General features: G+C 56.7%; 23 protein-coding genes. 10 read left to right on the top strand and 13 right to left on the bottom strand.

Annotation, left to right across the window (positions count from 1 at the left end; translation table 11 throughout):
* Nucleotides 1-108 precede the first annotated feature (108 nt).
* Genes VSR74_RS18925 through fliF form a run of 6 tightly spaced genes read right to left on the bottom strand, consistent with a single transcriptional unit; the run spans nucleotide 109 to nucleotide 6,410 of the window.
* A complete protein-coding gene (locus tag VSR74_RS18925; protein ID WP_347796148.1) occupies nucleotides 109-1,233 on the bottom strand; it encodes a flagellar hook-length control protein FliK in 1,125 nt (374 codons plus the stop codon).
* On the bottom strand, nucleotides 1,230-1,679 hold the full coding sequence (gene fliJ / locus VSR74_RS18920; protein WP_347796147.1) for a flagellar export protein FliJ: 450 nt from the start codon (nucleotides 1,677-1,679) through the stop codon (nucleotides 1,230-1,232). The genes VSR74_RS18925 and fliJ overlap by 4 nt, the downstream gene beginning before the upstream one ends.
* A 13-nt stretch (nucleotides 1,680-1,692) precedes the next feature.
* Complete coding sequence (fliI, locus tag VSR74_RS18915; protein WP_347796146.1) at nucleotides 1,693-3,057, bottom strand: flagellar protein export ATPase FliI; 1,365 nt, start codon at nucleotides 3,055-3,057, stop codon at nucleotides 1,693-1,695.
* The gene (locus VSR74_RS18910) at nucleotides 3,054-3,758 is read right to left on the bottom strand and encodes a flagellar assembly protein FliH (RefSeq protein WP_347796145.1); all 705 of its coding nucleotides are present in this window, start codon (nucleotides 3,756-3,758) and stop codon (nucleotides 3,054-3,056) included. The genes fliI and VSR74_RS18910 overlap by 4 nt, the downstream gene beginning before the upstream one ends.
* The gene (gene fliG / locus VSR74_RS18905; RefSeq protein WP_347796144.1) at nucleotides 3,745-4,731 is read right to left on the bottom strand and encodes a flagellar motor switch protein FliG; all 987 of its coding nucleotides are present in this window, start codon (nucleotides 4,729-4,731) and stop codon (nucleotides 3,745-3,747) included. The genes VSR74_RS18910 and fliG overlap by 14 nt, the downstream gene beginning before the upstream one ends.
* Entirely contained in the window at nucleotides 4,731-6,410 is a 1,680-nt protein-coding gene (gene fliF, locus VSR74_RS18900; RefSeq protein WP_347796143.1) for a flagellar basal-body MS-ring/collar protein FliF, read from the bottom strand. The genes fliG and fliF overlap by 1 nt, the downstream gene beginning before the upstream one ends.
* Before the next feature lie 266 nt (nucleotides 6,411-6,676).
* Between fliF and fliE the strand changes: the two genes are divergently transcribed.
* Genes fliE through VSR74_RS18860 form a run of 8 tightly spaced genes read left to right on the top strand, consistent with a single transcriptional unit; the run spans nucleotide 6,677 to nucleotide 13,629 of the window.
* A complete protein-coding gene (gene fliE, locus VSR74_RS18895) occupies nucleotides 6,677-7,000 on the top strand; it encodes a flagellar hook-basal body complex protein FliE (protein ID WP_347796142.1) in 324 nt (107 codons plus the stop codon).
* Between the two features lie 15 nt (nucleotides 7,001-7,015).
* The gene (locus VSR74_RS18890; protein ID WP_347796141.1) at nucleotides 7,016-7,870 is read left to right on the top strand and encodes a CheR family methyltransferase; all 855 of its coding nucleotides are present in this window, start codon (nucleotides 7,016-7,018) and stop codon (nucleotides 7,868-7,870) included.
* Nucleotides 7,867-8,922, top strand: a complete 1,056-nt coding sequence (locus VSR74_RS18885; protein WP_347796140.1) for a protein-glutamate methylesterase/protein-glutamine glutaminase — start codon at nucleotides 7,867-7,869, stop codon at nucleotides 8,920-8,922. Before VSR74_RS18890 ends, VSR74_RS18885 begins: the two co-directional genes overlap by 4 nt.
* A 12-nt stretch (nucleotides 8,923-8,934) precedes the next feature.
* Nucleotides 8,935-9,321, top strand: coding sequence for a chemotaxis response regulator CheY (cheY, locus tag VSR74_RS18880; protein WP_347796139.1), 387 nt, complete (start codon nucleotides 8,935-8,937; stop codon nucleotides 9,319-9,321).
* Nucleotides 9,322-9,326: 5 nt separating this feature from the next.
* The gene (gene cheZ, locus VSR74_RS18875) at nucleotides 9,327-9,965 is read left to right on the top strand and encodes a protein phosphatase CheZ (protein WP_347796138.1); all 639 of its coding nucleotides are present in this window, start codon (nucleotides 9,327-9,329) and stop codon (nucleotides 9,963-9,965) included.
* A gap of 18 nt (nucleotides 9,966-9,983) precedes the next feature.
* On the top strand, nucleotides 9,984-11,129 hold the full coding sequence (gene flhB, locus VSR74_RS18870; protein WP_347796137.1) for a flagellar biosynthesis protein FlhB: 1,146 nt from the start codon (nucleotides 9,984-9,986) through the stop codon (nucleotides 11,127-11,129).
* Nucleotides 11,129-13,222, top strand: coding sequence for a flagellar biosynthesis protein FlhA (gene flhA, locus VSR74_RS18865; protein ID WP_347796136.1), 2,094 nt, complete (start codon nucleotides 11,129-11,131; stop codon nucleotides 13,220-13,222). The genes flhB and flhA overlap by 1 nt, the downstream gene beginning before the upstream one ends.
* Complete coding sequence (locus tag VSR74_RS18860; RefSeq protein WP_347796135.1) at nucleotides 13,219-13,629, top strand: flagellar protein FlhE; 411 nt, start codon at nucleotides 13,219-13,221, stop codon at nucleotides 13,627-13,629. Before flhA ends, VSR74_RS18860 begins: the two co-directional genes overlap by 4 nt.
* A gap of 41 nt (nucleotides 13,630-13,670) precedes the next feature.
* Here the strand turns inward: VSR74_RS18860 and VSR74_RS18855 are convergent, their stop codons facing one another.
* Both VSR74_RS18855 and VSR74_RS18850 read right to left on the bottom strand, forming a co-directional pair.
* A complete protein-coding gene (locus VSR74_RS18855) occupies nucleotides 13,671-15,824 on the bottom strand; it encodes an autotransporter outer membrane beta-barrel domain-containing protein (RefSeq protein WP_347796134.1) in 2,154 nt (717 codons plus the stop codon).
* A gap of 85 nt (nucleotides 15,825-15,909) precedes the next feature.
* Complete coding sequence (locus tag VSR74_RS18850; protein ID WP_347796133.1) at nucleotides 15,910-17,115, bottom strand: conjugal transfer protein TraF; 1,206 nt, start codon at nucleotides 17,113-17,115, stop codon at nucleotides 15,910-15,912.
* Nucleotides 17,116-17,361: 246 nt separating this feature from the next.
* On the opposite strand from VSR74_RS18850, the gene fliB reads away from it, so the two are divergent.
* Nucleotides 17,362-18,579 carry a flagellin lysine-N-methylase gene (gene fliB / locus VSR74_RS18845; protein ID WP_347796132.1) on the top strand — a complete coding sequence of 406 codons (1,218 nt, stop codon included), beginning with the start codon at nucleotides 17,362-17,364 and terminating at the stop codon, nucleotides 18,577-18,579.
* Nucleotides 18,580-18,791: 212 nt separating this feature from the next.
* Nucleotides 18,792-19,220: a DoxX family protein gene (locus VSR74_RS18840; protein WP_347796131.1), complete on the top strand. Its 429-nt coding sequence runs from the start codon at nucleotides 18,792-18,794 to the stop codon at nucleotides 19,218-19,220.
* A gap of 32 nt (nucleotides 19,221-19,252) precedes the next feature.
* On the opposite strand, the gene catA is transcribed toward VSR74_RS18840, so the two are convergent.
* The 5 genes from catA to VSR74_RS18815 are packed head-to-tail and all read right to left on the bottom strand — an operon-like array spanning nucleotide 19,253 to nucleotide 23,725.
* Nucleotides 19,253-20,179 carry a catechol 1,2-dioxygenase gene (gene catA, locus VSR74_RS18835; RefSeq protein ID WP_347796130.1) on the bottom strand — a complete coding sequence of 309 codons (927 nt, stop codon included), beginning with the start codon at nucleotides 20,177-20,179 and terminating at the stop codon, nucleotides 19,253-19,255.
* A gap of 3 nt (nucleotides 20,180-20,182) precedes the next feature.
* Nucleotides 20,183-21,511: an MFS transporter gene (locus VSR74_RS18830; protein ID WP_347796129.1), complete on the bottom strand. Its 1,329-nt coding sequence runs from the start codon at nucleotides 21,509-21,511 to the stop codon at nucleotides 20,183-20,185.
* A gap of 20 nt (nucleotides 21,512-21,531) precedes the next feature.
* Complete coding sequence (locus VSR74_RS18825) at nucleotides 21,532-22,032, bottom strand: flavin reductase (RefSeq protein WP_347796128.1); 501 nt, start codon at nucleotides 22,030-22,032, stop codon at nucleotides 21,532-21,534.
* A gap of 10 nt (nucleotides 22,033-22,042) precedes the next feature.
* Nucleotides 22,043-22,975, bottom strand: coding sequence for a PDR/VanB family oxidoreductase (locus tag VSR74_RS18820; RefSeq protein ID WP_347796127.1), 933 nt, complete (start codon nucleotides 22,973-22,975; stop codon nucleotides 22,043-22,045).
* A 9-nt stretch (nucleotides 22,976-22,984) separates the two neighbouring features.
* Nucleotides 22,985-23,725, bottom strand: a complete 741-nt coding sequence (locus VSR74_RS18815; RefSeq protein ID WP_347796126.1) for an SDR family NAD(P)-dependent oxidoreductase — start codon at nucleotides 23,723-23,725, stop codon at nucleotides 22,985-22,987.
* Between the last annotated feature and the right edge of the window lie 4 nt (nucleotides 23,726-23,729).

The raw sequence follows: 23,729 nt of genomic DNA, 5'->3' as shown, positions 1-23,729 counted from the left end.
AGTGAGGGTACTCAATTACCCTCTGACCAATATGGCGGACATTGTAGTCCATTTAATCACCCGGATAATCAGGCGATAAAATTTCATTCCTGAAGGCAATTCCGGGTTTCAGGCAAACGTGTTAATGCCGTATATATTTCCGGGAGTGGTTGTTAATAAGGTTGGCACATTGTCATCAACATCCTGTAGTTCGTCATTTTCGCCGCTCGCCTGCTGCTCAGAAGGCGCGTTTTCTCCTTTCTCGCCCGACGCCCCCGGCTGCGCATCCGCGCTGACGTTTGCCTCGCCGAGCTGAATACCCGACTCCGCCATGGCGGCGCGCAGTTGCGGCAGAGCCTGCTCCATGGCGTGGCGCACATGAGCATGTTCGCTGACGATATGGATCTGCGCCTGCTCCTGCTGGACGCGCAGGGTAATTTGCAGCGCCCCCAAATCTTCAGGATGCAGGCGGATCTCCGCGCTGTGCAGCCCGTTGCGGCTAAAGATAGCGATATGCTGGCTGACCGATTGTTTCCACTCCGGCGTTTCCGGCGGGTGATTGACGGTGACGACCTGCTGCGGTGCATGGGCGACGCTGGTACGCACCGCCGCGGGCAGCGCTATCGCGCTGGCCGTTGGGCTGGCTGGCATCTCCGCGGTTGCGATAGTCTCGCTGGCGACGGGCGTAGATTGCGCGCTCAACGCGCCAGAGGTTGCCAGCGGCGTTTTATCCGCCATCGTCAGCGGCGAGGCCAGTTTTCCCGTTTGCCCGGCTGGTTTTTCCGCGTTCACCTGTCCGGCTGCCGCCTGCACTCTGGGTTCACCGCCCGCCACGTTGCGGGCAACCAGTTGCTGCAACTGCCACTGCGGGCTCTCTTCCCCCTCGCCCTCGGTAAGCGTCACACCCTGCAGCGCTTCCGCCAGCCCCGGCATCGCCGTCAGTAGCAGAGCGGTGCCCTCTTCCTCGTCAGCCACGACCACGTCATCGGTTGGCTGCTCGGGCAACAGGTTCGCGGGTAAAGCGATGTCTGGTAGCGCCGTTTCCGGCAAGTCTGCCAGTGCCGTTTCGGGCAAGGCTGCCAGTGCCGTTTCGGGCAAGGCTGCCAGCACCTCGGGCTCGAGGCCAGGAAAGAGCGCGCTCAGGGACGCCAGTTTCTCATCCAGCGCCAGGCTGAAGCCCTCATCATTAAGCAGCCCCGCCTTCCCTTTGCCCTGCGTTCCACCCAGTAGCAGGGTGGCAAGATCAATATTCATAGTCTTTCTCTCTTCTGTCCTGCGCGCTGGGCAAATTCATCCATCAGCTTCTGTTCATGTCGGCTTTGCACCAGCGCCTGCGCCGCTGCGCGTCGGTCAATTAACGTTTCAAATGCATTCAGGCGCTGCTTGTTTTGCAGCCAGTTCTCTTTGACCTGATCAACCGCTTTCCCGCAGGCGTCAACATGGCCTTCCTGCTGCTTCACCACCTGTTTCAGCGACAAAATAAACGACTGATGATTCACCAGATCCGCCACCGACATCCCGCTGTCCATCATTCCCTGACGCAGGGATTGCTGGTACTCCTGCTCGTAGTGCTGAAGCTGTTCATGCTGCGCCACCGCCTGCTGAAGCTGCTGCTGTGCGCCCCCCAGCGCGCGCGTGGTTTCCGTCAGTTGCTCTTCCGCCATATCGCGAAGCAACGTCATGGGGTTTTTCACCTTCATCCTGCCTCCGTGGTTACGCTTTTATGTCCGGGAACAGCCCGGAAAGCTGGCGGATGCCGTCCTCATAGCCGCTGCGCTCGTGTATCGCCTGATGAAGAAACGCCTCCAGCGACGGATATTTTTCAATAGCCTGATCCAGCGTCGCATCGCTACCTTTGACATACGCCCCCACGCTCACCAGATCGCGGTTGCGCTGCCAAGCAGAAAGCAACTGCTTAAAACGCTGAACTTTGCGGTACTGAGCATGCGGGATCAGTTCAGTCATGGCACGGCTGATGGAGGCTTCAATATCGATGGCCGGATAATGCCCGGCCTCGGCGAGGCGTCGCGACAGCACGATATGGCCGTCGAGGATCGCTCGAGCCGAATCGGCAATCGGATCCTGCTGATCGTCGCCCTCCGTCAGCACCGTATAAAACGCGGTGATCGATCCCCCGCCCTTCACGCCATTACCGGTTCGCTCCACCAGCGCTGGCAGGCGGGCAAAGACGGAAGGCGGATACCCTTTGGTTGCTGGCGGTTCGCCAATGGCTAACGCCACCTCGCGCTGCGCCATGGCGTAGCGGGTCAGGGAATCCATAATCAGCAACACATTCAGGCCGCGGTCGCGAAAATCTTCCGCAATGCGGGTGGCGTATACCGCGCCCTGCATGCGCAGAATTGGCGAAACGTCGGCGGGCGCGGCCACCACCACCGCGCGCGACAGCCCCTCTTCACCGAGGATATTCTCGATAAAATCCTTCACCTCGCGCCCACGCTCGCCAATCAGGCCCACCACAATCACATCAGCGGTGGTGAAACGCGCCATCATGCCGAGCAGCACGCTTTTGCCGACGCCGGAACCGGCGAACAGCCCCATACGCTGCCCACGCCCCACCGTCAGCAGGCCATTGATCGCCCGAACGCCCACATCAAGCACCGATTTTATCGGGTCACGGTGGAGCGGGTTTAACGTGGGGGTAAACAGCCCGGCGACCGGGCTTCCCGGCGCCGGACGGCCATCCAGCGGCCGCCCCTGAGCATCGAGTACGCGCCCCAGCAGATGCGGCCCGACGGGAAGCTGTTTGCCGTTATGGCTGTCCGTTTGCAGCGCGTAAATGCGTGCCCCCGGTAAGATCCCATCGACATGTTCCAGCGGCATCAGGTAGAGGGTCTGGCCGTTGAAGCCGACCACTTCGCTCTCCACCGGTATGATGCCGTCATCGGTCTGGCGCTCCACGATACACAGCGAGCCGATGGGCAGCCTGAGCCCCACCGCCTCCATCACCAGCCCCGTTGCGCGCGTCAGCTTGCCGTACTGGCGAAAGTCGGGCACCTGCGAGAGTTTCGCCTCCACGCGGTCGATTGCCGCCAGCCACTTTTTTAACTGCTGGCTCATTGCGACAGTTCCTCACGCGCCAACTGACACAGCGCCTGCCAGCGCGTCTCCATACTGGCATCCACTTCAACATCCGGTGAGACCGCGCGACAGCCGCCTGCGGCCAGTTGCGGATCCTGATGCAACTCCCAGTTCATCGCACGCAGCGTCTCGCCCAGCGCTTGTTCAATCGCCTCATACTCGCCGGGGCTTACGTAGAGCTGGATGGCGCCATGCAGCAGAGGCTCCTGCTTCAGCAGGGTGCGGATCTGCGTCACCAGTGTATGGTTGTCCGTCGCAACAGGAGAGCCATATAGCTGCTGAACCGCCGTCAGCGAAAGCTGCACCAGACGCCCTGGGATCAGCCCTTCAAGGTTTTCCAGCGCCAGCCTGAAGTGGCTCACCCACTCTCCGGCCTGGCGCAGCAGCGCCTGCTGCTCCTGACGCGCCTGCTCAATGCCCTGCTTCATTCCCGCCGCGCGGCCTTCCTGGAGCCCGGCCTCATAGCCCTGTTTACGCCCCTCTTCCTGGCCCTGCTGCTGCCCCTGAGAAAACCCCTGCTGCTCCGCTTGTTTGCGCAGTCTCGCCAGTTCAGCCTTCAGTTGCGCCTCAGACTGGGTGTTATCCAGCGTCGGCAATGGCGTTTCGACCGCATCGCCGAGCAAATTTTCAGGCTGCCAGCTCCGCCACTCCGGGTGATTATCAGGATTAAACGTAGGCATCGTCGCTGCCTCCAATCAGGATCTCGCCAGACTCCGCCAGGCGACGCACCACGTTGAGGATGGTCTTCTGCTCGGCTTCGACCTGCGACAGACGCACCGGCCCACGGGAGGCCAGATCGTCGGTCATCAGTTCCGCCTGACGACGCGACATGTTGCGGAAGAACTTCATCCGCAGCGGTTCGTCCGCCCCTTTCAGCGCAATAATCAGCGTTTCGCTCTCGATCTCCTGCAACAGACGCTGGATGCTGCGATCTTCGACATCCACCAGATTTTCGAACAGGAACATCTCGTCGATGATCTTCTGCGCCAGTTCGCCGTCGAAGTCGCGCACGGCTTCAATCGCCGCCTCTTCCTGATGCGATTTCATCAGGTTGAGAATTTCGGCTGCCGGACGCACGCCGCCCATTTTGCTGCGTTTCAGATTCTGACCATGCAGCAGGTTGTTCAGCACTTCCGTCAGTTCCTGCAGCGCGGCAGGCTGTACGCCGCCGAAGGTGGCGATACGCAACATAATGTCGTTACGTTCCCGATCCTCAAATTTGCCCAGCACGTCTGCCGCCTGGTTACGCTTAAGGTGAACCAGAATGGTCGCGATAATCTGCGGGTGCTCTTCGCGAATAAGATCGAAGACCGCCTGCGGCTCCATAAAGTTAAGCGTTTCAATCCCGTTGGTACCCTGATGCGTATCCAGCAGATCTTCCAGCAACGACGACGCGCGCTCTTCGCCCAGCGCCTTCACCAGCACGCTGCGCAGATAGTCATTGGTGTTGAGGCTCAGCGCCGCGTACTCACTGGAATCTTTCTTAAACTCTTCCAGCACGGCGGCCATCTGGTCGTGAGTGAAGCCCGCCATGTTGACCATCGAACCACTGATCTGCTTGACCTCGTGGGCATTGAGGTGTTTGAACACCTCAGCCGCCAGGACATCGCCCAGCGTCAGCATGACGATGGCGCTTTTTTCTGAGGCATTCATTACTTTTGCTCCTTACTCATCCACTGGCGGATCACCAGGGCGATAACGCGCGGTTCCTGCTCGGCCAGTTCACGCAACTGTTGACCATTGAGTTCCGTATCCACTCGCTGCTGCGCACGATCCCGGCTGCTTTTCTCTGCGGCGCGTTTCTTCGCCGCGTCCTGCTCTTCGCGGGCCTCTTTTTCCATCTCCAGGCGACGGATAGTGGTCTCCTGGTGACGCTGCCAGGCCGGTTGCACCAGCTTGCGCCACATCACCCAGGCAATAATCGCGATGACCAGATAGCGGGCAATCGCCATTAACAGGGCGTAGAAGCGATCCTGTTCCCAGAACGGCGGTACAACCTCTGCCACCACGCCGTTAAACGCCGAGTTAAGAATATTGACGCTGTCACCGCGCGCGGCGTTGTAGCCAATCGCCTCTTTGACCAGCGCATTGATACGGGTGAGTTCCGCTTCGCTAATTGGCCCTGGCTTGCCCTCTTCGCCCTGCGGAAGGTGGTTAATCACCACCGCAACCGACAGACGCTGAATACGGCCTGCGTTAGATTTGGTATGGGTCAGGGTACGATCCACCTCAAAGTTAGTGGTTTCATCGCTACGGTTGTTGTAGGGCTGAGAAGTCTCACGGTTGCTGTCCGTTCCGGTGGTCTTCTCTTTTTTGTCATCCGCAGGCGTGTTCAGCGGCTGGGTGACAGGCGCGGTAGCAGGCGCAGGCGGCGTATTGCTCAGCGCCCCCGGCACACCGCTTGCTCCACGGCGATTGCCCTGCTCTGTGAGACTCGCCTGACGGCTGCGAATGGCCATTTTTTCCGGGTCAGCGTTGGGCTGGTACTGCTCCTGAGTCTTCTCTTGTTCGGTGAAATCAATCTGCGCCGTGACCTGGGCACGGATATTCTCGTTACCCACCAGCGGCGCCAGAATGCGCTGAATACGCTGCTGGTAGTCAGTTTCAATTTCGCTGGTATATTTCAGATGCGCCGTTTGCAGGCCACGAACACCGCTCTGGGTCAGCAGATTTCCCCGCTGATCGACAATGGTGACGCTCTCAGCCGCAAGCCCGGTGACGGCACTGGAGATCAGATGGGTAATCGCCACCACCTGCGCGTCATCCAGCGTCCGCCCTTGTAACAGATTTACAGTGACTGAAGCCGTCGGTTTTTTCTGCTCACGCACGAACATCGACGGTTTTGGCGTCGCCAGATGAACGCGGGCGCTTTGGATAGGGCCGAGGTTCTCGATGGTGCGCGACAGTTCGCCTTCCAGCGCGCGCTGGTAGTTAACCTGCTCGGTAAACTGGCTGACGCCAAACTTCTCCTGATCCAGAAGCTCGAAACCCACCGCACCGCCTTTCGGCAGCCCCTGCTGCGCCAGTTTCATGCGCACTTCATGCACCTGCGAGCCTGGCACCATAATGACGCCGCCCGGCGTATCGATGCGGTAAGGCACGTTGAGCTGGGAGAGCTGCGCGACAATCGCCCCGCCTTCTTCATCGCTAATGTTGCTGAACAGCACGCGGTAGTCCGGCTCTTTGGCCCAGAACAATAAGGCGATAATGACGGAAAGCGCCGCTGCGCCGCAAATCACCAGCAATAGCTTGGGGCTTGCGCGAAGTGAGGACAGCATCGATTTAATTCGCTCTGCCGGGTTATTCATTAAGTCATTTTGTGTGGCACTCATGCCGTATTCCTGTATGAAATAGCACGCACCATCAGCGATGCGCGTCAGCTCACGAAATTCGCGAGAGTGATATCGACGATTTCAAAAATAGAAGAATTTTCAGGCGGGCATTATCGTCTGAAAGGCGTTTTTTTTAAGGATAAATAAGCCCAAAGTTCTGTCGGCTTATTGGATTTTCTGCCGTTTTTATTCGCGTGTTAAGCTGTCAACGTTTAAAAGATATGCAATAAACAGCGGTTTTTATCTCATTAACAGGAATACTAAAAATGTCAGCGACATTAATGCGTGGCGTCATTGAGCAAATACAGACTCAGGCGCAACAGGTCAGCGGCCCGTCTAACCGGCTGCATACGTCTCGCAGCGACGGCCTCTCATTTTCCGATGCGTTACTTAATAGTATTAACGAAATAAATAAAACACAGGTTGAGTCGAAAGAAAAGACCCAGCAGTGGATGTCCGGCAGCAGTGATATTGGTCTGAACGATGTCATGCTGGCGATGCAGAAATCCTCAATTTCATTTAGTTTTGGTATGCAGGCCCGTAATAAAATGATCGGCGCTTACCAGGAAATAATGAATACTCCTGTTTAAGGTCTCCCTCTTTCAATGAGTGAAATTAATAGCATTTCTGCACGCAAATCTCAGCATACACTTTCTTTGACCGACAGCGAATTACAGCGGGTCGGGAAATTAATTTATAAACGTGCGGGAATTGTCGTCAATGATCAGAAGCGAGAGATGATTTTTAATCGTCTCTCTCGCCGTGTGCGCTCGCTGGCCTTTACCCGCTTTAGCGAATATATCGATCTGCTGGAGTCGCATTCTGAACATCCGGAATGGCAGAACTTTATTAACGCCCTGACGACCAACCTGACCTCTTTCTTTCGCGAGTCTTACCACTTTCCGGTGCTCGCGGAACATGCTCGTCTGCGCGGCAGCGGCTATCGCGTCTGGTGCACGGCGGCATCGACGGGCGAAGAGCCCTGCTCCATCGCGATGACGCTGGACGAAGTGCTGGGCGCATCGGTTGCCGGGCCGCGCGTTTGGGCATCGGACATTGACACCAATGTGCTGGCCAAAGCGGAAGCTGGCGTGTACCGCCTGAGCGATCTGGAGTCGCTGACGCTTGCGCAAAAGCGCCGCTATTTTCTGCGCGGCACCGGTGATAACAGCGAATCGGTGAAAGCCCGTCGCGAATTGTTATCCGCGATCCACTATCAGCACCTGAACCTGCTGGATGAGAAGTGGTCAGTGCCAGCGCCGTTCGACGCCATTTTTTGCCGTAACGTCATGATCTACTTTGACGCGCCAACCCAGCAGCGGCTGTTGCAACGCTTTTCGCGCCTGCTAAAGCCGGGCGGTTTGCTGTTTGTTGGCCATTCGGAACATTTTAATTATTCACATATTCCGCTGCGCCTGCGTGGTCAGTCGGTCTATGAACTGACGGAGACAACACGGTGAACCCGATTCGCGTGCTGGCAGTCGATGATTCAGCGCTGATGCGTAACATGCTCAGCGCGGTGGTCGATCAGCAGCCAGATATGGAAATGGTGGGGACAGCCCCGGACGCATTCATCGCGCGTGAGCTGATCAAACAGCTTAATCCGGACGTGCTGACGCTGGATATCGATATGCCGCGCATGGACGGGCTGGAGTTTCTCTCTCGCCTGATGCGCCTGCGCCCTATGCCGGTCATTATGATCTCCTCCCTGACCACGCGCGGTTCAAAAGCGACCATGGCCGCGCTGGAACTGGGCGCGGTGGATTTCCTGCCTAAACCAGAGCATCGCGGGTCAGACAATCTCGAATCCTGGCGTCAGCAGGTTGTGGAGAAAATCCAGGTCGCCGCACGGGCAAGATTGACGCCACGCAACCCGGGCGACAGGCCTATCCTCTCCGGTATTACCGTCCGCCAGCAGAGCATCATCGCCATTGGCTCTTCAACGGGCGGTACGGAGGCGCTGCGGCGGGTATTGACGCCGCTGCCCGTCAGCACGCCGGGGATTGTCATCGCCCAGCATATGCCGGCGGGCTTCACCCACTCTTTCTCACAGCGTCTCGACTCCCTGTGTCAGATAGCCGTGCGCGAAGCCCAGGATGGCGAACCGGTTCTGCCGGGCACCGCCCTGATAGCGCCTGGCGATCGCCATATGGAAATCTTCAGCCAGGACAACGGCTACCGGATAAGACTCAGCGACGCGCCGCCGGTGAACCGTCACCGCCCGTCCGTCGATGTGCTTTTCGATTCAGTGGCTCGCCAGGCCGGGAAACACGCCAGCGCCGCCATCCTGACCGGAATGGGCAGCGACGGCGCGCGTGGCCTGTTACATCTGCGGCAGACCGGCGCATTTACGCTCGCCCAGAGCGAAGCGACCTGCGTGGTCTTCGGCATGCCGCGGGAGGCCATTGCGCTCGATGCGGCGAAAAAAGTGGTCGACCTTGACGATATAAGCCAATGCCTGCTGAACAGCTTTAACTATAAAAACTCACCTAAAACCGACTCACGACGTTAAGGAGACTTTCTCATGTCGGATAAAAATCTGCGTTTTCTGGTGGTGGACGATTTCGCCACCATGCGACGCATTGTACGAAACCTGCTGCAGGATCTGGGCTACAAGCACATCGATGAAGCCGAAGATGGCCAGGATGCCTTCAACAAGCTGCGCGAAAGCAAATTCGATTTCGTGGTCAGCGACTGGAACATGCCGAATATGGATGGCCTGCAACTGCTGAAAACCATTCGCAGCGAAGCCGCGATGGCAAAGCTCCCGGTACTGATGGTGACGGCCGAAGCGAAGAAAGAGAACATCATCGCCGCCGCACAGGCTGGGGCGAATGGTTACATCGTCAAGCCTTTCACTGCCGCGACGCTGGAAGAAAAGCTGGGCAAAATTTTTGAAAAACTCGGGTAACGCTTATGAACTCCCCGTTAAACATGCAGGCGGATAACGCCAAAGAGATCTTTGTACGCATCGGGCAACTGACGCGTCTGTTACGTGACAGCATGGCCAACCTGGGCCTGGAACAGGCGATTATGGAAGTGGCGGATGCCTTTCCGAATACCCGCGATCGCCTGAACTATGTGGTCGGCAAAACCTCACAGGCTGCCGATCGTGCGCTGACCAGCGTCGAAGTTGCGCGCCCGCTTCAGGAAGGCCTGAGCGAAAACGCCAGCGCATTGAGCACGCGCTGGGATGCCTGGTTCCAGGAGCCACAGCCTCTCGATGACGCCCGCGAACTGGTGAAAGCGACGCGTGCCTTTCTGCACGACGTGCCGAACGTCACTCAGCAGACCAATCGCCAGTTAACCGAAATCATGATGGCGCAGGATTTCCAGGATCTGACCGGCCAGGTGCTGCAAAGCCTGATGCACGTTATCGAGACGGTAGAAAAAGAGCTTATCAGCGTGCTGGTTGAAAACATGAGCGAGCGCGACGCCGATACCAAAGACAACGACGCGCACCTGAAAAACGGCCCGCAGATCGATACCCGCGCCGAAGGGATTGTCGCCTCTCAGGAGCAGGTGGACGATCTGCTGGAGTCACTCGGCTTCTGATAAAGCCGGGCGAATGCCATGTCAGAACAAAACGATAGCGAAAAAACAGAAGACCCCACACCCCACCGAAAGCAAAAAGCGCGAGAAGAGGGACAGGTTCCCCGATCGCGTGAGCTGACGAGCCTCTCCATGCTGCTGGCCGGCTGGGGATTGATGATGGTGGCCGGGGGTTATCTGGCAAAACAGTTGCAGCATCTGCTGCACAACGGTTTGACCTTCGACCGACTGTTAGTCAGCGACCCGCAGCAGATGCTGCACCATGCCGGGTCACTGTTGGGCCTCGCATTTATGGCGATCCTGCCCTTTGTCGGCGGGCTGTTCATTACCGCAGTCGCCACGCCGTCCATTATTGGCGGCCTGAATATCAGCGCCAAAGCGATCAAATTTAACCTGAAGAAGCTCAATCCATTGAGCGGCCTCAAGCGCCTGGTCTCCGGGCAAATGGTGTCGGAGATGGTGAAGAGCATTCTGAAAATTTTGCTGGCGGGCATCGGGGGCGGGCTGTTTTTGTGGTTCAACAAAGATCGGTTTATCAACCTGGTGTTCGAGCCGCTGCGCATGGCGCTGGGCGATATCGCCGTGCTGCTGACGGGCTGCATGCTGGTCATTATTTTATCGCTCATTCCGATGGTGGCGTTCGACGTGGTTTACCAGCTCTGGAGCAACTTTAAAAAGCTGCGCATGAGCATGAAAGAGATCAAGGACGAATACAAAAATCAGGAAGGCGACCCGCAGATTAAAAGCCGCGTCCGCCAACTGCAGCGTCAGATGGCGCAGCGGCGAATGATGGGCGACGTCCCCACCGCCGACGTGGTGGTGAATAACCCGACCCACTATTCGGTCGCCCTGAAGTATCAGGAAGGCGCAATGGGCGCCCCTCTGGTTGTGGCCAGCGGCAGCGGGCTCATTGCGCTGCGCATCCGCGAACTGGCCGAAGAAAATCGGGTTCCGATGCTTGAGGCGCCGCCGCTGGCGCGCGCCCTGTACCGCCATTGTGAACCAGGCACCCCCGTCCCCGCCGAACTCTACAGCGCGGTTGCGGAAGTACTGGCCTGGGTTTATGGCCTTAAGCGCTGGCGTAAGGGCTACGGCTCACGTCCGCTGACACCTAAAGACCTTCCCGTTCCGGCGGGGATGGATATTGCACAAGAGAGTAAAGAGTGATGGCTAATATCGCCACCAAGTTACGATTACCCAACATGAAGGAAACCCAGTGGCAGGTACTGGCCGGCCCGGTGCTGATCATGACCATCCTTGCGATGATGATCCTGCCGCTGCCGACCTTCGTGCTGGATCTGCTGTTTACCTTCAACATCGTCCTGTCGATCATGATTTTGCTGGTCGCCATGTTTACCCAGAACACGCTGGAGTTTTCCGCGTTCCCGACGGTGCTGCTGTTTTCTACCCTGCTGCGGCTGGCGCTGAACGTCGCCTCGACGCGTGTGATCCTGATGAACGGCCATACGGGTTCCGAAGCGGCAGGTCAGGTGGTTGAAGCCTTTGGTCATTTCCTGGTCGGCGGTAACTTCGCCATCGGTATCATTGTGTTTGTCATTCTGATCATCATCAACTTTATGGTTATCACCAAGGGTGCCGGACGTATCGCCGAAGTGGGCGCTCGCTTCTCTCTCGACGGGATGCCGGGCAAGCAAATGGCCATCGACGCTGACCTCAACGCCGGACTGATTGGCGAAGAAGAAGCGAAGCGCCGCCGTAAAGAGGTGACGCAGGAGGCGGACTTTTACGGCTCAATGGACGGTGCGAGTAAGTTTGTTCGCGGCGATGCCATCGCCGGGTTGCTTATCATGGCTATCAATATTATTGGCGGGCTGGTGATTGGCGTGATGCAGCACGACATGTCGGCGGGCGTGGCGGGTGAAACCTATACCCTGCTCACCATCGGCGATGGCCTGGTCGCTCAGATCCCCGGTTTGGTTATCTCGACGGCGGCAGGTGTGGTTGTCACCCGCGTCGCCAACGATCAGGACGTCGGCGAGCAGATGGTCGGCCAGTTGTTTACCTCTCCGCGCGTCATAGTGCTGGCGGCGGGCGTCATCGGCCTGCTGGGGCTGATCCCCGGTATGCCGAACTTTGTCTTCCTGCTGTTTACCACCGTGCTGCTGGGGATTGCCTGGTGGCTGCGCGGGCGCGAAGGCGAAACGAAAAAACCGGGCAGCGTCCAGGCTGATTCCGCCATGGATGAAGCTGAAATGGCGCAGGTGAATGAAGCGACCTGGTCTGACGTTCATATGGAAGATACGCTGGGGCTGGAAGTGGGTTATCGCCTGATCCCAATGGTGGATCAGGAACAACAGGGCCAGTTGCTGACGCGTATCCGCGGCATCCGCAAAAAATTCGCCCAGCAGATGGGGTTCCTCCCTCCTGCCGTACATATTCGCGACAACCTGGAGATGGCGCCCACGCACTACCGCATTCTGCTTAAGGGCGTCAGTATCGGCCAGGGCGAAGTGCAGCCCGACCGCTGGATGGCGATTAACCCCGGCTGCGCGGAGGGCGAGGTTCCCGGCACGCCTTGTACGGAACCTACCTTTGGTTTGCCTGCGCTGTGGATTGACGAAGTGCATCGTGAACTGGCGCAAACGCTGGGCTACACGGTTGTTGACCCCAGTTCTGTGGTAGCGACGCATCTGAATCATCTCATCAGCACCCACACCGACGAACTGTTCGGTCGCCAGGAAGCGCAACAGTTGCTGGATCAACTGACCAAACAGTCGCCGAAACTGGTTGAAGATTTAATCCCGGCGGTGATTAGCCTCACGACGCTGCACAAGGTTCTGCAAAATCTGCTGTCCGAGCGCGTACCGATCCGCGATATGCGCACCATTATTGACACCCTGGCAGAGTTCGCCACCGCCCAGAGCGACGCCGATGAACTGACGACTCGCGTGCGCGCACGTCTTTCCCGTGCCATCACTCAGCAGTGGTTCCCGGGTGACGACGATATTCAGTTGATTGGCCTGGATCTCTCCCTGGAGCAACTGCTGGTGCAGGCAACCCAGAGCGGCAGCGCGATTGAACCGGGCATTGCGGAAAACCTGATGAAACAGACTGAACTGGCGCTACAGCACCAGGAAGGTTTAGGCGCGCCGCCGGTGCTGCTGGTCAACCCGGCTCTGCGTCTGATGCTGTCGCGCTATTTGCGCCGCATCTTCCCGCAACTGGCGGTGTTGTCCAGCCAGGAGCTGAATACCCCACGGAACGTGCGTATGACCTATCTGATTGGAGGAAAAGCATGATGAGAAAATGGCTGGCGGGGCTGCTGCTGGTCTCGCCTCTGTCGCTTGCGGCTGATGGCTCCTGGAGCAATCACAGCTTCGGCGGCACATTGACGCACGGGAAGCAGGTTCTGAAAAGCAAACCCGTGCAAAGCCCCTCCCCTCTGCCTTCCGGGGCGGTGGCATCGCGGGTGTATTGGGCAATCGCCACCACAGGTTATACCCCTGACGGGTTTCGCATTCGACTGTGCAGCGCCACGCGCTGCCTGCCGTTACCGGGGTTCAATGGTGAAATGCCGCTGCCTGCGGGCTTTCCGGCGGCCGGGCCTTTTCGTTTTGAGTACCACTCGATGGGGGGCGGTCGACTCGACTCCCCGATGACCATCCTGAGAAATCAGCTCACAATCAGTTACCGTCACCTTCGTTGAAAGCGTGCTTTACCGGCAAACCGGTAAAGCACCTGTTCCCCTTAGAAATCTATCCGCAGGCCAACATTGCCGATAATGGGCGACTCCGTGTGCTCACTTTTCGCATAGCTCGCATCGACCCATACGCTCGTTGACGGCGTGATATTCACGCTGATACCGCCCGACACCTTGCCGCCAGTGCCGGTAAAGTCATTGGTAAAGTCATAGGTATCGTTGATTCGCGTGCTGCCATTTTTCACCAGCGCCTGGCTGAGAGAAGCCGTTACGTATGGCGTAACCCGCATATCCGCCACGCTGAGGTTGGTATTCACCCGAATACCCGCTTGCGCCTGAACGGAACGCCCGTCACCGGTTTCCGCCGTCATGCCGTTATTCAGTTTGACGTGCTCAGACGGGGTCAGCCAGCCGTTGAGGCCGGCAAATGGCGTCAGTTGCGTGGCATCGTTCAGCGCGATTTGGCGACCCGCTTCCAGCCCCAGACCGTAACCCCAACTGTTCCAGTCTGCCCGCGCCGTGCCGCCGTCGCTCATACGCGCGCTCATTTTGTTGTCAAAATGGTTAATCTGCGCTGAACCGCTGGCATACCAGCCGTTATCCGCATTCAGCGTAGCGTACAGGCCGCCGCCGTAGCTGGTTACGCGACTCTTTCCACCGCGAGCATGTTTAAGCTGGCCGGTCGACTGGCTCAAATAGGCGCCGGTCGTCAACGCGCCCGCGTTCAGCTCCGTAACCTTGTCGCCGCCCAGCATCATACCGTTCTGCTCCAGTCGGTAGGCGGAGCCCCAGGCGCCATCAACGTCACTGCGGTTATACAGCACGCTTCCCCACATACCCGACTGCTGCCCGGCGCGGCTGTTATCAAGACGCGCACGCAGTACGTTTAGCTCGCCTTCATGCATAAACTGCGGCGCAGAAGCCATGGAGAGCATCGCGTCGGTGGAGGCCGATGTTGAACCCGCAGCCTGAACCAGTTCCCACTGATTACCATTGCGCACCAGTTCATGCTGCCAGGCGCCAAGGTCAAGGCGTCCGCCATTGAGGACAAATTCAGCATCACCGCCGCCGGTGCGTACCAGCGTCAGCGCATCGCTGCTCCCGGCTTCGCGCCCGCTTGCCGCCAGATGCAGAGTGTGTTCTCCGCTCGCGCTGCCGGTAATATCCAGCAGATCGCCCTGCCAGCCTGCCGTATCCATATTCATCAGGAAATGACCGTTGCCGGAGAGCGTTCCGACCGTCAATGTTCCAGGCTCTACCGTCGCAAACTTCACCGTTCCGCCTGTCAGAGAAAGTGCGTTGATATCGGAGTCACGCGTCATTTCATAGTGCGAGGTGCCGTCGATGGCGAGGGAATTTACGTTGCTCATGCCGCCGGAAAGGGTACTGCCACGGGTGAGCACGACGTCAACCAATGAGGAGTCTTGCGCGACGATATCACCCGCCGCCTGGCTGGCGTCGAGCGTCAGGGCAACATCGCTGCCGTTTTTGGCCGTCAGCAGTTCACCCGTTTGTGAACCGGCGCTGCTGCCATTTTCCAGACGGATATCATGTTTACCGCGGGCAACCAGCAACGCCGGCCCCTCAAGCGCCCAGACGCTGGAGCGGGACAGATGGGTTTGATATCGCGTGTCGCCTAATCCTTCAAGATAGAATGCAGATTCCTTGCCGCGGATAACGCTTTCCGTCAATGAGGTGTCGCTGCTATAGGTAACAATGGCCCCGAGGGTGTTATAGGGATCGGTGGTGTTATCGAAATGGCCTTTTGCAATAGTGCTTTGCGCATTATAGGCGACGAACTGTTGCGCACTGACTTCTGTCGCGGAAAGATGGGCGTCGGACAGGATAAGCTGCGTTTCAATGGCCGTTTTGCTGAGCTGGGTATCCCCCATCAGGACAGCTACTTTGATTGCCGCATCCTGGATATCCGCCGTGCCGTTGAACCCCACCTGCAGGTAGTCATTAATCAGCCCGCCCTTCATGGCTAAATGGCCGGAGGAAATATCAATGAACCCGACATTTGCCCCTGAAGCGGTTAACGTCGCACCGCCGTAGACCTGATAGTTTTCATTTTCAGGAGAGCTGCCGTCAATAACGGTATCTTTTTCGATAATCGTATCGGCATAAGCGCCGTGAACAGTGCCCAGTGTGGCAATAAGAATTGCGCGTTGCAGCAGAGAGTATTGAAATTGTTTTTTCATTATTTGCCTTACGAAAAGAGAAAAGTGGGGGGAGAGATCCCCCACTATTTCTTATCGGTGAAAAGGCAATTTGCTGAAATTTAGATCAGAAATAGAAAGTGAATTGCGCGACGCCGCCGATAGTGCGATCCCGCCCGGCGATTGCCGTTAAGTCAAACTGCATCGCTTCCCCGGCGGAAAGCCCCACGCCGCCGGTCACAACGCGGCGATCGTTACCGCGCATATCGAGGCGATAGCCCGCACGTAGCTGCATCCAGTCCGTTGCGCGCAACTCGCCGCCCACCGCTGCATACTGATTTTTATCGATATACTGGAAATTACTGACCGGCGTCAGGTCGATATCGGCAGACAGCGTCATGCGCCCGCTCTGCCAGGCGGTACCTGCCGTAACCTGAGGTCGAATGACGAAAGCGGGTTGATAACCGTTAACTTCGCGGGTTTTAACCTGATTTTCGATGAGGTTTTGTGCCGAAAGCGCAATCATCCAGCCCGGCGTTGGCGAGGCAAAAAAACCGGCATCGATGTTTGCACTCATGGTCTGGCGCTGCCAGTTGCCGTCGCGCAGATCAGAAGAGTCATAATTATTGATAGCAACATTATAATTCCAGGTTTCGATACGCTGTAATTTTGGCGTAATCCCCACACCCGCTGACATAGTGCCGATGGTGAACGGATGCGCCAGCGAGACGCCATATTCCGTCACCAGCGCGGCCATCCCCTCCGCCCGGGAGGTTAATTTATCCAGATCCTCTTCTACCGGAATAATTGTCCCGTTGGCGACGCCTTCCAGATATTCCAGGTCGCTTTGGCTGACTAACGCACGCGCATTACCTTTCGCCCAACTGTTTATCGTTAACGCGATGGGCAGAGTTTCATCTGGAATAGCTAACATCATGGCGAGCCCAATATTTGCCGAGGCATTTTCACCGGCAATACCGGCAACCACATTCCCCAGTTTTGCGGCGGCGTCAGCTTCATTGCCGGTGCCAATGGCGCTCTCCAGGTTATCCCAGGCGCTGGTGACATTATCAAAACCATCGATGAGATTTGCCGGGTCGCTGGCATACGCGCCAAGCGATGGCGCAACCAGGCTCACTTTATCCGTGCTGCGGGACGTGGCAAGCAGCGCAGGGTTGACTAACGGCGCGGCGCTAAAATGTGCCGAGGCAACGCCCACGCTACCCATCGCGGCGCTGCGTGCATCAAAGCCATTATACGATGCGGCAGCATGTGGAATAGCCGCAATCAGGCCTGCCATCAGCAGACATTGTGTTATTAATTTTTTTTTCATAATTCCCAGAGAGATAAGTGTGTCAGCAAGTCGAAGGGTCAAATAAAGCCCGCAAATAGTACTAAAAAGTTCATTATTTCTAATGCCAGATAACCTCATACATCTATGCGCTTTTGAGCGTTTCAAAACGAAGAAATCCCGTAAAATAAAACACGTTGAATTACTGAAGATAGTGCGCGCTTATATGGCTATAAATTCACCGTTCGCTCATGTTAGCTTTGCCGTTTTCAGTGACAAATAAACTTTATGAAAATCCATAAAACAGTAAAGCCGGTATTCGTGAGTAAATTCCAGTGCGTGGGGCCTGACTGCTTAATGTCCTGCTGTCGGGGCTGGAGTATCTTTATTGATAAGAAAACCCACCATAAATATCTTACGGCCGATAACAAAGAGATCGCCACTATCGCGAAAGAGAATCTGATTCTTCTGCGTAAAGGTAAAAACCAGTACTCCAGAATTAAGCTGGATCAACATGGCGATTGCCCTTTTATGGCGGAGAATAAACTCTGTACAGTGCATCGTGAAATGGGCGAAAGCGCGCTATCAAGAACCTGTTCGATCTATCCCCGTTTAGAGCAAAAATATGAGGATGAAACGCGCCACTGTATGACGCTTTCATGTCCGGAGGTGGTGCGTCTGGCGCTGTTCGACCCGGAAGGGATGATGCTACACGAGCAGGAAGAGCTGCTGGCGCATCACAAAACCAATCTTATCGGTAAGCGCCAGTCGGCGGGACAGGTTCAACAGGTGATTCACCTGTTTAGCTGGCACTTATTACAGTCCGACAGCCTGAATGTAGAAGAAAATCTGATGGCGCTGGCGCAGTTTATTCTCTGTCTGCAAAAGTACAATTTTGATCTGCATAATCACTTTACTCAGGTTGAAGATTTTTATCATGCGCTGTTAAATGAATTACACAGCGGCCGCACGTTAATCGATAAGCGTCACTCCGCTAGCGCCACGAAATTAAAATTACAGGCACTGGCGGTCATGGGTACCCATGTTGCATCAGATTCCCAACGTGACAATTTTACGCTGGAAGGCCATCGGCTCATTTCTGACTGGTTTGATATCACCAACCAGAATGACCTGAATCTGCAGGGCGAAAAGTTTGCGGCCATTAACCTTCAATGGGAAAAAGTGTGTGCGACCTCATGCCTTGCCGAACCGCACGTATTACGTAATTATCTGTTATATAAAATTTATAACGGCTATTTCCCGGGCAAAGACACGGCAACTATTTTGCGCCAGTTTTATCGTATCGTCCTCGATTTTTACTACATCAAGGTTTTCCTTAGCGTCAAATCGATGCACCAGGAGGTCGATCAGACCATGGTCATGAAAACCATTGCCAGTTTTTCACAACGAACTATGCACAATACTGCCATTGATGCGAGGCTCAATCACATTATCAATAAAATCAATGGGGGTGACGACCTCTCTGCGCTGTTATTGATAGGTTAGCCAACTGTACGCGTATGAGTCGCCTGACGAAGCCCGCTGATGCTTAATATCAGCGGGCTTTTTCATATTCAACACACTAAAAATTTCTAACAACTCATTTAATTTTTCTGCCTTTTTTCCGCCACAATCCTTTGCCACTATGTCATCCGGCTTTCTTTGCCCAAATTTCTGCTGCCCCCTGCCATCAGGGTTAACTTAATAAGGACTGTTTTATGCTCAAGGCGTTAACTCAACGGTTTGACCATCCGGACGGCGCTAAGCTCTTGCTGCGCCTGACGTTCAGTGGATTACTCCTGTTTCACGGTATTCATAAAGCCCTTCCCGGCGGCGATCTGGGATTTATTCAGGATTTACTGATAAAAGCCGGGCTGCCGGGTTTTATTGCCTGGGGCGTGTTTATTGGTGAAATTCTCTGCCCGATTCTGATTATTCTCGGAATATTCACCCGCTGGGCAGCCATTATTGTGTCGTTCACCATGTTAATGGCGGTGGCGCTGGCCAATGGCACGCAAATATTTACGCTGGCACCGACAGGGGCGTGGATTATTGAAAGCGCGGCGTTCTATTTCCTGCTGGGTATTGTGTTATTTCTGCTGGGCGGTGGGCGCTATAGCGTGATGTCCAATCCAGATTATCGTTAAGCAACAGGGCCGCAATGCGGCCCTGTTCTATTCTACTCCTTCACGCGTAAGCGCTTCCCGCGTTCTTCCTCACCATTCTGCGTCGCCGCCACCAGCGTAAAGTCAAAATTCACTTCCGTATGCGGCTGATGAATACCCCGCTCATAAGCTACCGCTTCATCATCCACTTTTATCGGGTCAGCAATCAGCCCATCGCGCGTGGCGAAGGCAAAATCATCCCACAGATACGCATCGCCATTGAGGTTGATTTGCGTGGTGAGATGCTTATAACCCGGCGCGGAGACAAAGAAGTGAATATGCGCCGGGCGGTTGCCGTGACGGCCTAAACCGTTCAGCAGCTTTTGCGTCGGGCCATCCGGCGGGCAGCCGTAACCGCATGGCACAATGCTGCGTACCGCATAGCGCCCGCTGGCGTCGGTCAGTACGCGGCGGCGCAGGTTGTATTCGCTCTGGGATTGATCAAAGAACGAGTACCCGCCCATCGTGTTGGCGTGCCAGATATCGACAATGGCGTTCGCCACGGGTTTGCCCTGCTTATCTTTCACCACGCCCTGTAGCCACATGATCTCGCCCTGCTCTTCACCATCATCCATGCGAGCATAGCCTTCAGCCAGCGGCGCATTCGCCACATACAGCGGCCCCTCAATGGTGCGTGGCGTGCCTGTTTCATGGCCTGCGGCCGCCTCTTTTTCATCGGCGCGGATATCCAGGTAGTGCTCAAGCCCCAGCCCCGCCGCCAGCAGCGCCGCTTCTTTGCGCTCGCCCAGCTCGTTGAGATAGTTCACTGCCAGCCAGAACTCTTCATCGCTGATATCAAACTTTTTAATCGTCTGAAAAATATCGCCCAGCAGATGATGCATGATCTCTTTAAAGCGCTCGTTCCCCTGTTGCGAGAGAAAACCGCTGCTGACGGCGAGCAATTTTTCCACTTCAGATGTCGTAACCGGATTCACTGACATTGCTTAGACCTCATTGTAGGGTAAGGTTTTTGTAGGTTTACTCAGGGCTGATGTTTCCTGCGAAGGCAGGCTCCACAACGCAATCCACGCCAGCAACGCATAAGCCATCAGCAGCAGCGAAACCGGCCAGAAAGCGTCAAATTCAATCAACATGGCGACGGCGAGCATCGGCCCCAGCCCGCCGGAAAAAATAGATCCCACTTCATGCCCCAGCGCCAGGCCGGAGTAGCGCACACGCACCGGGAACAGGTCGCTCATTATGCAGGGCTGCGTGCCCGTCATCGCCCCATGGCACACCGGCAGGCCGAGGAACATCGCCACCATGATCCAGCTAAATTCTCCGCTGGAAAGTAGCCAGAAGAACGGAAAAGCCATCACCAGCAGGCCGATAACGCCGATGTAGTAGACGCGTTTCAGGCCGATGCGATCGGAAAGCGCTCCCCAGAACAGAATCGAGAAGAACTCCACCACCATCGCAAGCGTTACCGCGCTGATAATGATGTCGGTTGAGATACCAATATGTTTGGCATAGACCACTGAAAAGGTGAAGAAAATATAGGACGCGCCATTCTCCGGCAGGCGCAACGCAATCGCCTGCATCAGCGCTTTTGGATGCTCACGCAGCAGCACCATTAATGGAATTTTTTCATGTTTATCTTCTGGTTTCGCCTGACGAAACGCCTCGCTTTCACGAATATTTTTACGGATATAGACGCCCACCAGGAAAATCAGCAGGCTGAGCAGGAACGGTACCCGCCAGCCCCATTGCATAAAGTCGGACTCGGGTAATTTCTGCACCAGATAAAAGGCAAAGGCAGAGAGGACAAACCCGCCAGCCACGCCCATCTGACTCCAGGCGGTAAAGAAGCCGCGCCGTGATGTCGGCGCATTTTCACTCAGCATCAACACGCCGCCGCCCCACTCGCCGCCCGAGGCCACGCCCTGCAAAAAGCGTAGCGTAATCAGGCAAATCGGCGCCCAGATGCCAATCTGGCTGTAAACCGGCAGCAGGCCGATGACAAACGTCGTCGCCCCCATCAGCGTTAACGTCATGATTAACGTCATCTTACGACTGTAGCGATCGCCTAAATGACCAAAGACGATGCCGCCAAGCGGACGCGCCAGAAAGCCGACCGCAAAGCCGGAAAACGCCAGTAATGTGCCCTGTAGCGGATCGCCGCCCACCGGGAAGAAGAGCGGGCCAAACACCAACGCCGCCGCCGTGCCATAAAGAAAGAAGTCGTACCATTCCAGCGCATTGCCCAGAACGGAGGCGATCACCAGTTTGCGCATTTGCTTCGGGTCGTGCGGTGCTGCTGCGGTATTGCTCATAAGCCGGGCTCCTCAATGGGTTAGGCTTTCACCTCAATATCGCCGCCTACCGTATGGTAACGACGGTTGAAATAGACCAGCCCACGCGGCTGTTCGCTGATGCGAATCGCCTGTACCTGGCAATAAAATACCGTATGACTGCCCACTTCGTGGCAGTCGTCAATCAGGCAGTCGAAGCTGGCGACGGCGGAACTGAGCACCGGCGCGCCGCTCGCCATCACCTGCCAGCGGTCGTAAGCGAAACGCTCTTCGGAACGCAGGGTGGCATTGGCGAAAATACCCGATAGCTCCTGATGTGCGCCGGAAAGCACGTTCACGCACAGGGCGCCGTTTTGCTTAAAGTGCGCGTTGGCAAACGAGTTGCGATTCATACACACCAGCAGGGTCGGCGGCTGGTCAGTCACGCTACACACGGCAGAGGCGGTAAAGCCAAATTTCCCTGCCGGGCCATCGGTGGTGATCACCGACACCGCACTACCCAGTTGCGCCATCGCATTACGAAACTCGGTCTGCAAATTCATGCTGAAATCCTCAGAGATCGATAATCAGACGGGCGCTTTTCGCCCGGGAACAACAGAGCAGGATCTGGTCGCCATCGGCTTTCTCCTCGTCTGTCAGATAGCTGTCGCGGTGATCCGGCTCGCCCTCAATCACATCTGTCAGGCAACTGCCGCAAATCCCCTGCTTGCAGGAAACGCACACCTTCAATCCCGCCTGCGCCAGCGCCTCGACAATGGTCTGGTTTTCCAGCACCTGCACGGTAATGCCGCTGGTGGCGGCGACCACTTCAAACGCCTTTCCGCTCACTTCAACTTCCGCGCTGAAGCACTCCTGATGGACGTTTTCCGCCGCATAACCGACGGCGTTTGCCTGTTCGTTCACCGCCTCCATCAGACGCGTGGGGCCGCAAACATAAACATGGGTGTTCGCCGGTACATCACTCAGTACCGCTGGCAAATCAATGCGTTGTTCATCGCTGAAATGCAGCCATACGCGATCCGCCCACGGCGCTTTTTCCAGTTCAGCAACAAACGCCGCCTGCGAGCGCGAACGGGCGCAGTAGTGCAGCGAAAACGCGCGCCCGGCGGCGTGCAGCTCCGCTGCCATCGCCAGCATCGGCGTGATACCAATCCCGCCGCCAATCAGCAGGCTGTGCGGCGCATCATCCTGCAGGGCAAACAGATTGCGCGGCAGGCTCACCGTCACTGATTCGCCCTCCTGAAGCGCATGTGCCGCCAGCGATCCGCCTTTCGACTGGCTATCTTTGAGAATGCCCAGTTGATAGCAGTGGCGATCTGCCGGATCGCCGCAGAGCGAATACGGACGCACCAGATCGTCAGTCAGATGCAGGTCGATGTGCGCCCCGGCGGTGAACGCAGGCAGTTCAGCGCCGGTTGCGTCGGCAAGCGTCAGCAGAACAACATCTCCCTGAAGCTCGCGTTTCAAAATCTGTAGTGTCAGCATGGCAACTCCTTAACGCATGAACAGACCGCCGTTGATGTCCCAGGTCGCCCCGGTGACAAACGCCGCCTGCGGCGAGGCCAGCAGCGCCACGGCCTGTGCGACAAATTCGGCATCGCCCAACTTACCCACCGGGATCATCTGTAACAGCCCGGCCATTTTCTCTTCCGGCACCAGCGCGTGAACGGACGGGAGATCCATCGGCCCCGGCGCGATGGCATTGACCGTTACGCCAGATTTCCCCAGTTCGCGGGCGAAGATTTTGGTCAGCGTCAGGATGCCGCCTTTCGATGCCGCGTAATGCGCCCCCGATGCCGTGCCGCCGTTCTGCCCGGCGAGCGACGCCAGGTTGATAATTCGCCCGTAGCCTTTTTTGGCGAAGTAGCGTCCAAGCGTCTGGCAGCCAACGAACGTGCCGCGCAGATTGGTGGAGATAACCCGGTCAAACTCTTCAACATCGATCTCCATCACCGGCGTTGCCAGGGTCAGCGCGGCATTGTTCACCAGCACCTCCAGGCTGCCGAAGCGGGTTTCAATCGCCTTTAGCGCCTGCTCAAACGCCTGCGGCTGGCGGATATCCAGTTCCAGCGCCAGCACGCGGCCTGCGCCGTTATCGAGTTTGTCCGCCGCCTGCTGCGCCCGCTCAAGGTTCACATCCGAGAGCACCACCTGATACCCCTGCGCGAGCAAATGCGTGGCGATGACGTTGCCCAGCCCGGCGGCCGCGCCGGTGACTAATACTGTTTGCGTCATAACG

Source organism: Pseudocitrobacter cyperus, from assembly GCF_039889165.1.
In the GTDB taxonomy this organism is placed as follows: Bacteria; Pseudomonadota; Gammaproteobacteria; order Enterobacterales; family Enterobacteriaceae; genus Pseudocitrobacter; species Pseudocitrobacter cyperus.
The sequence above is the reverse complement of the archived record's forward strand: the minus strand, read 5'-3'. Positions and strand labels throughout refer to the sequence as shown.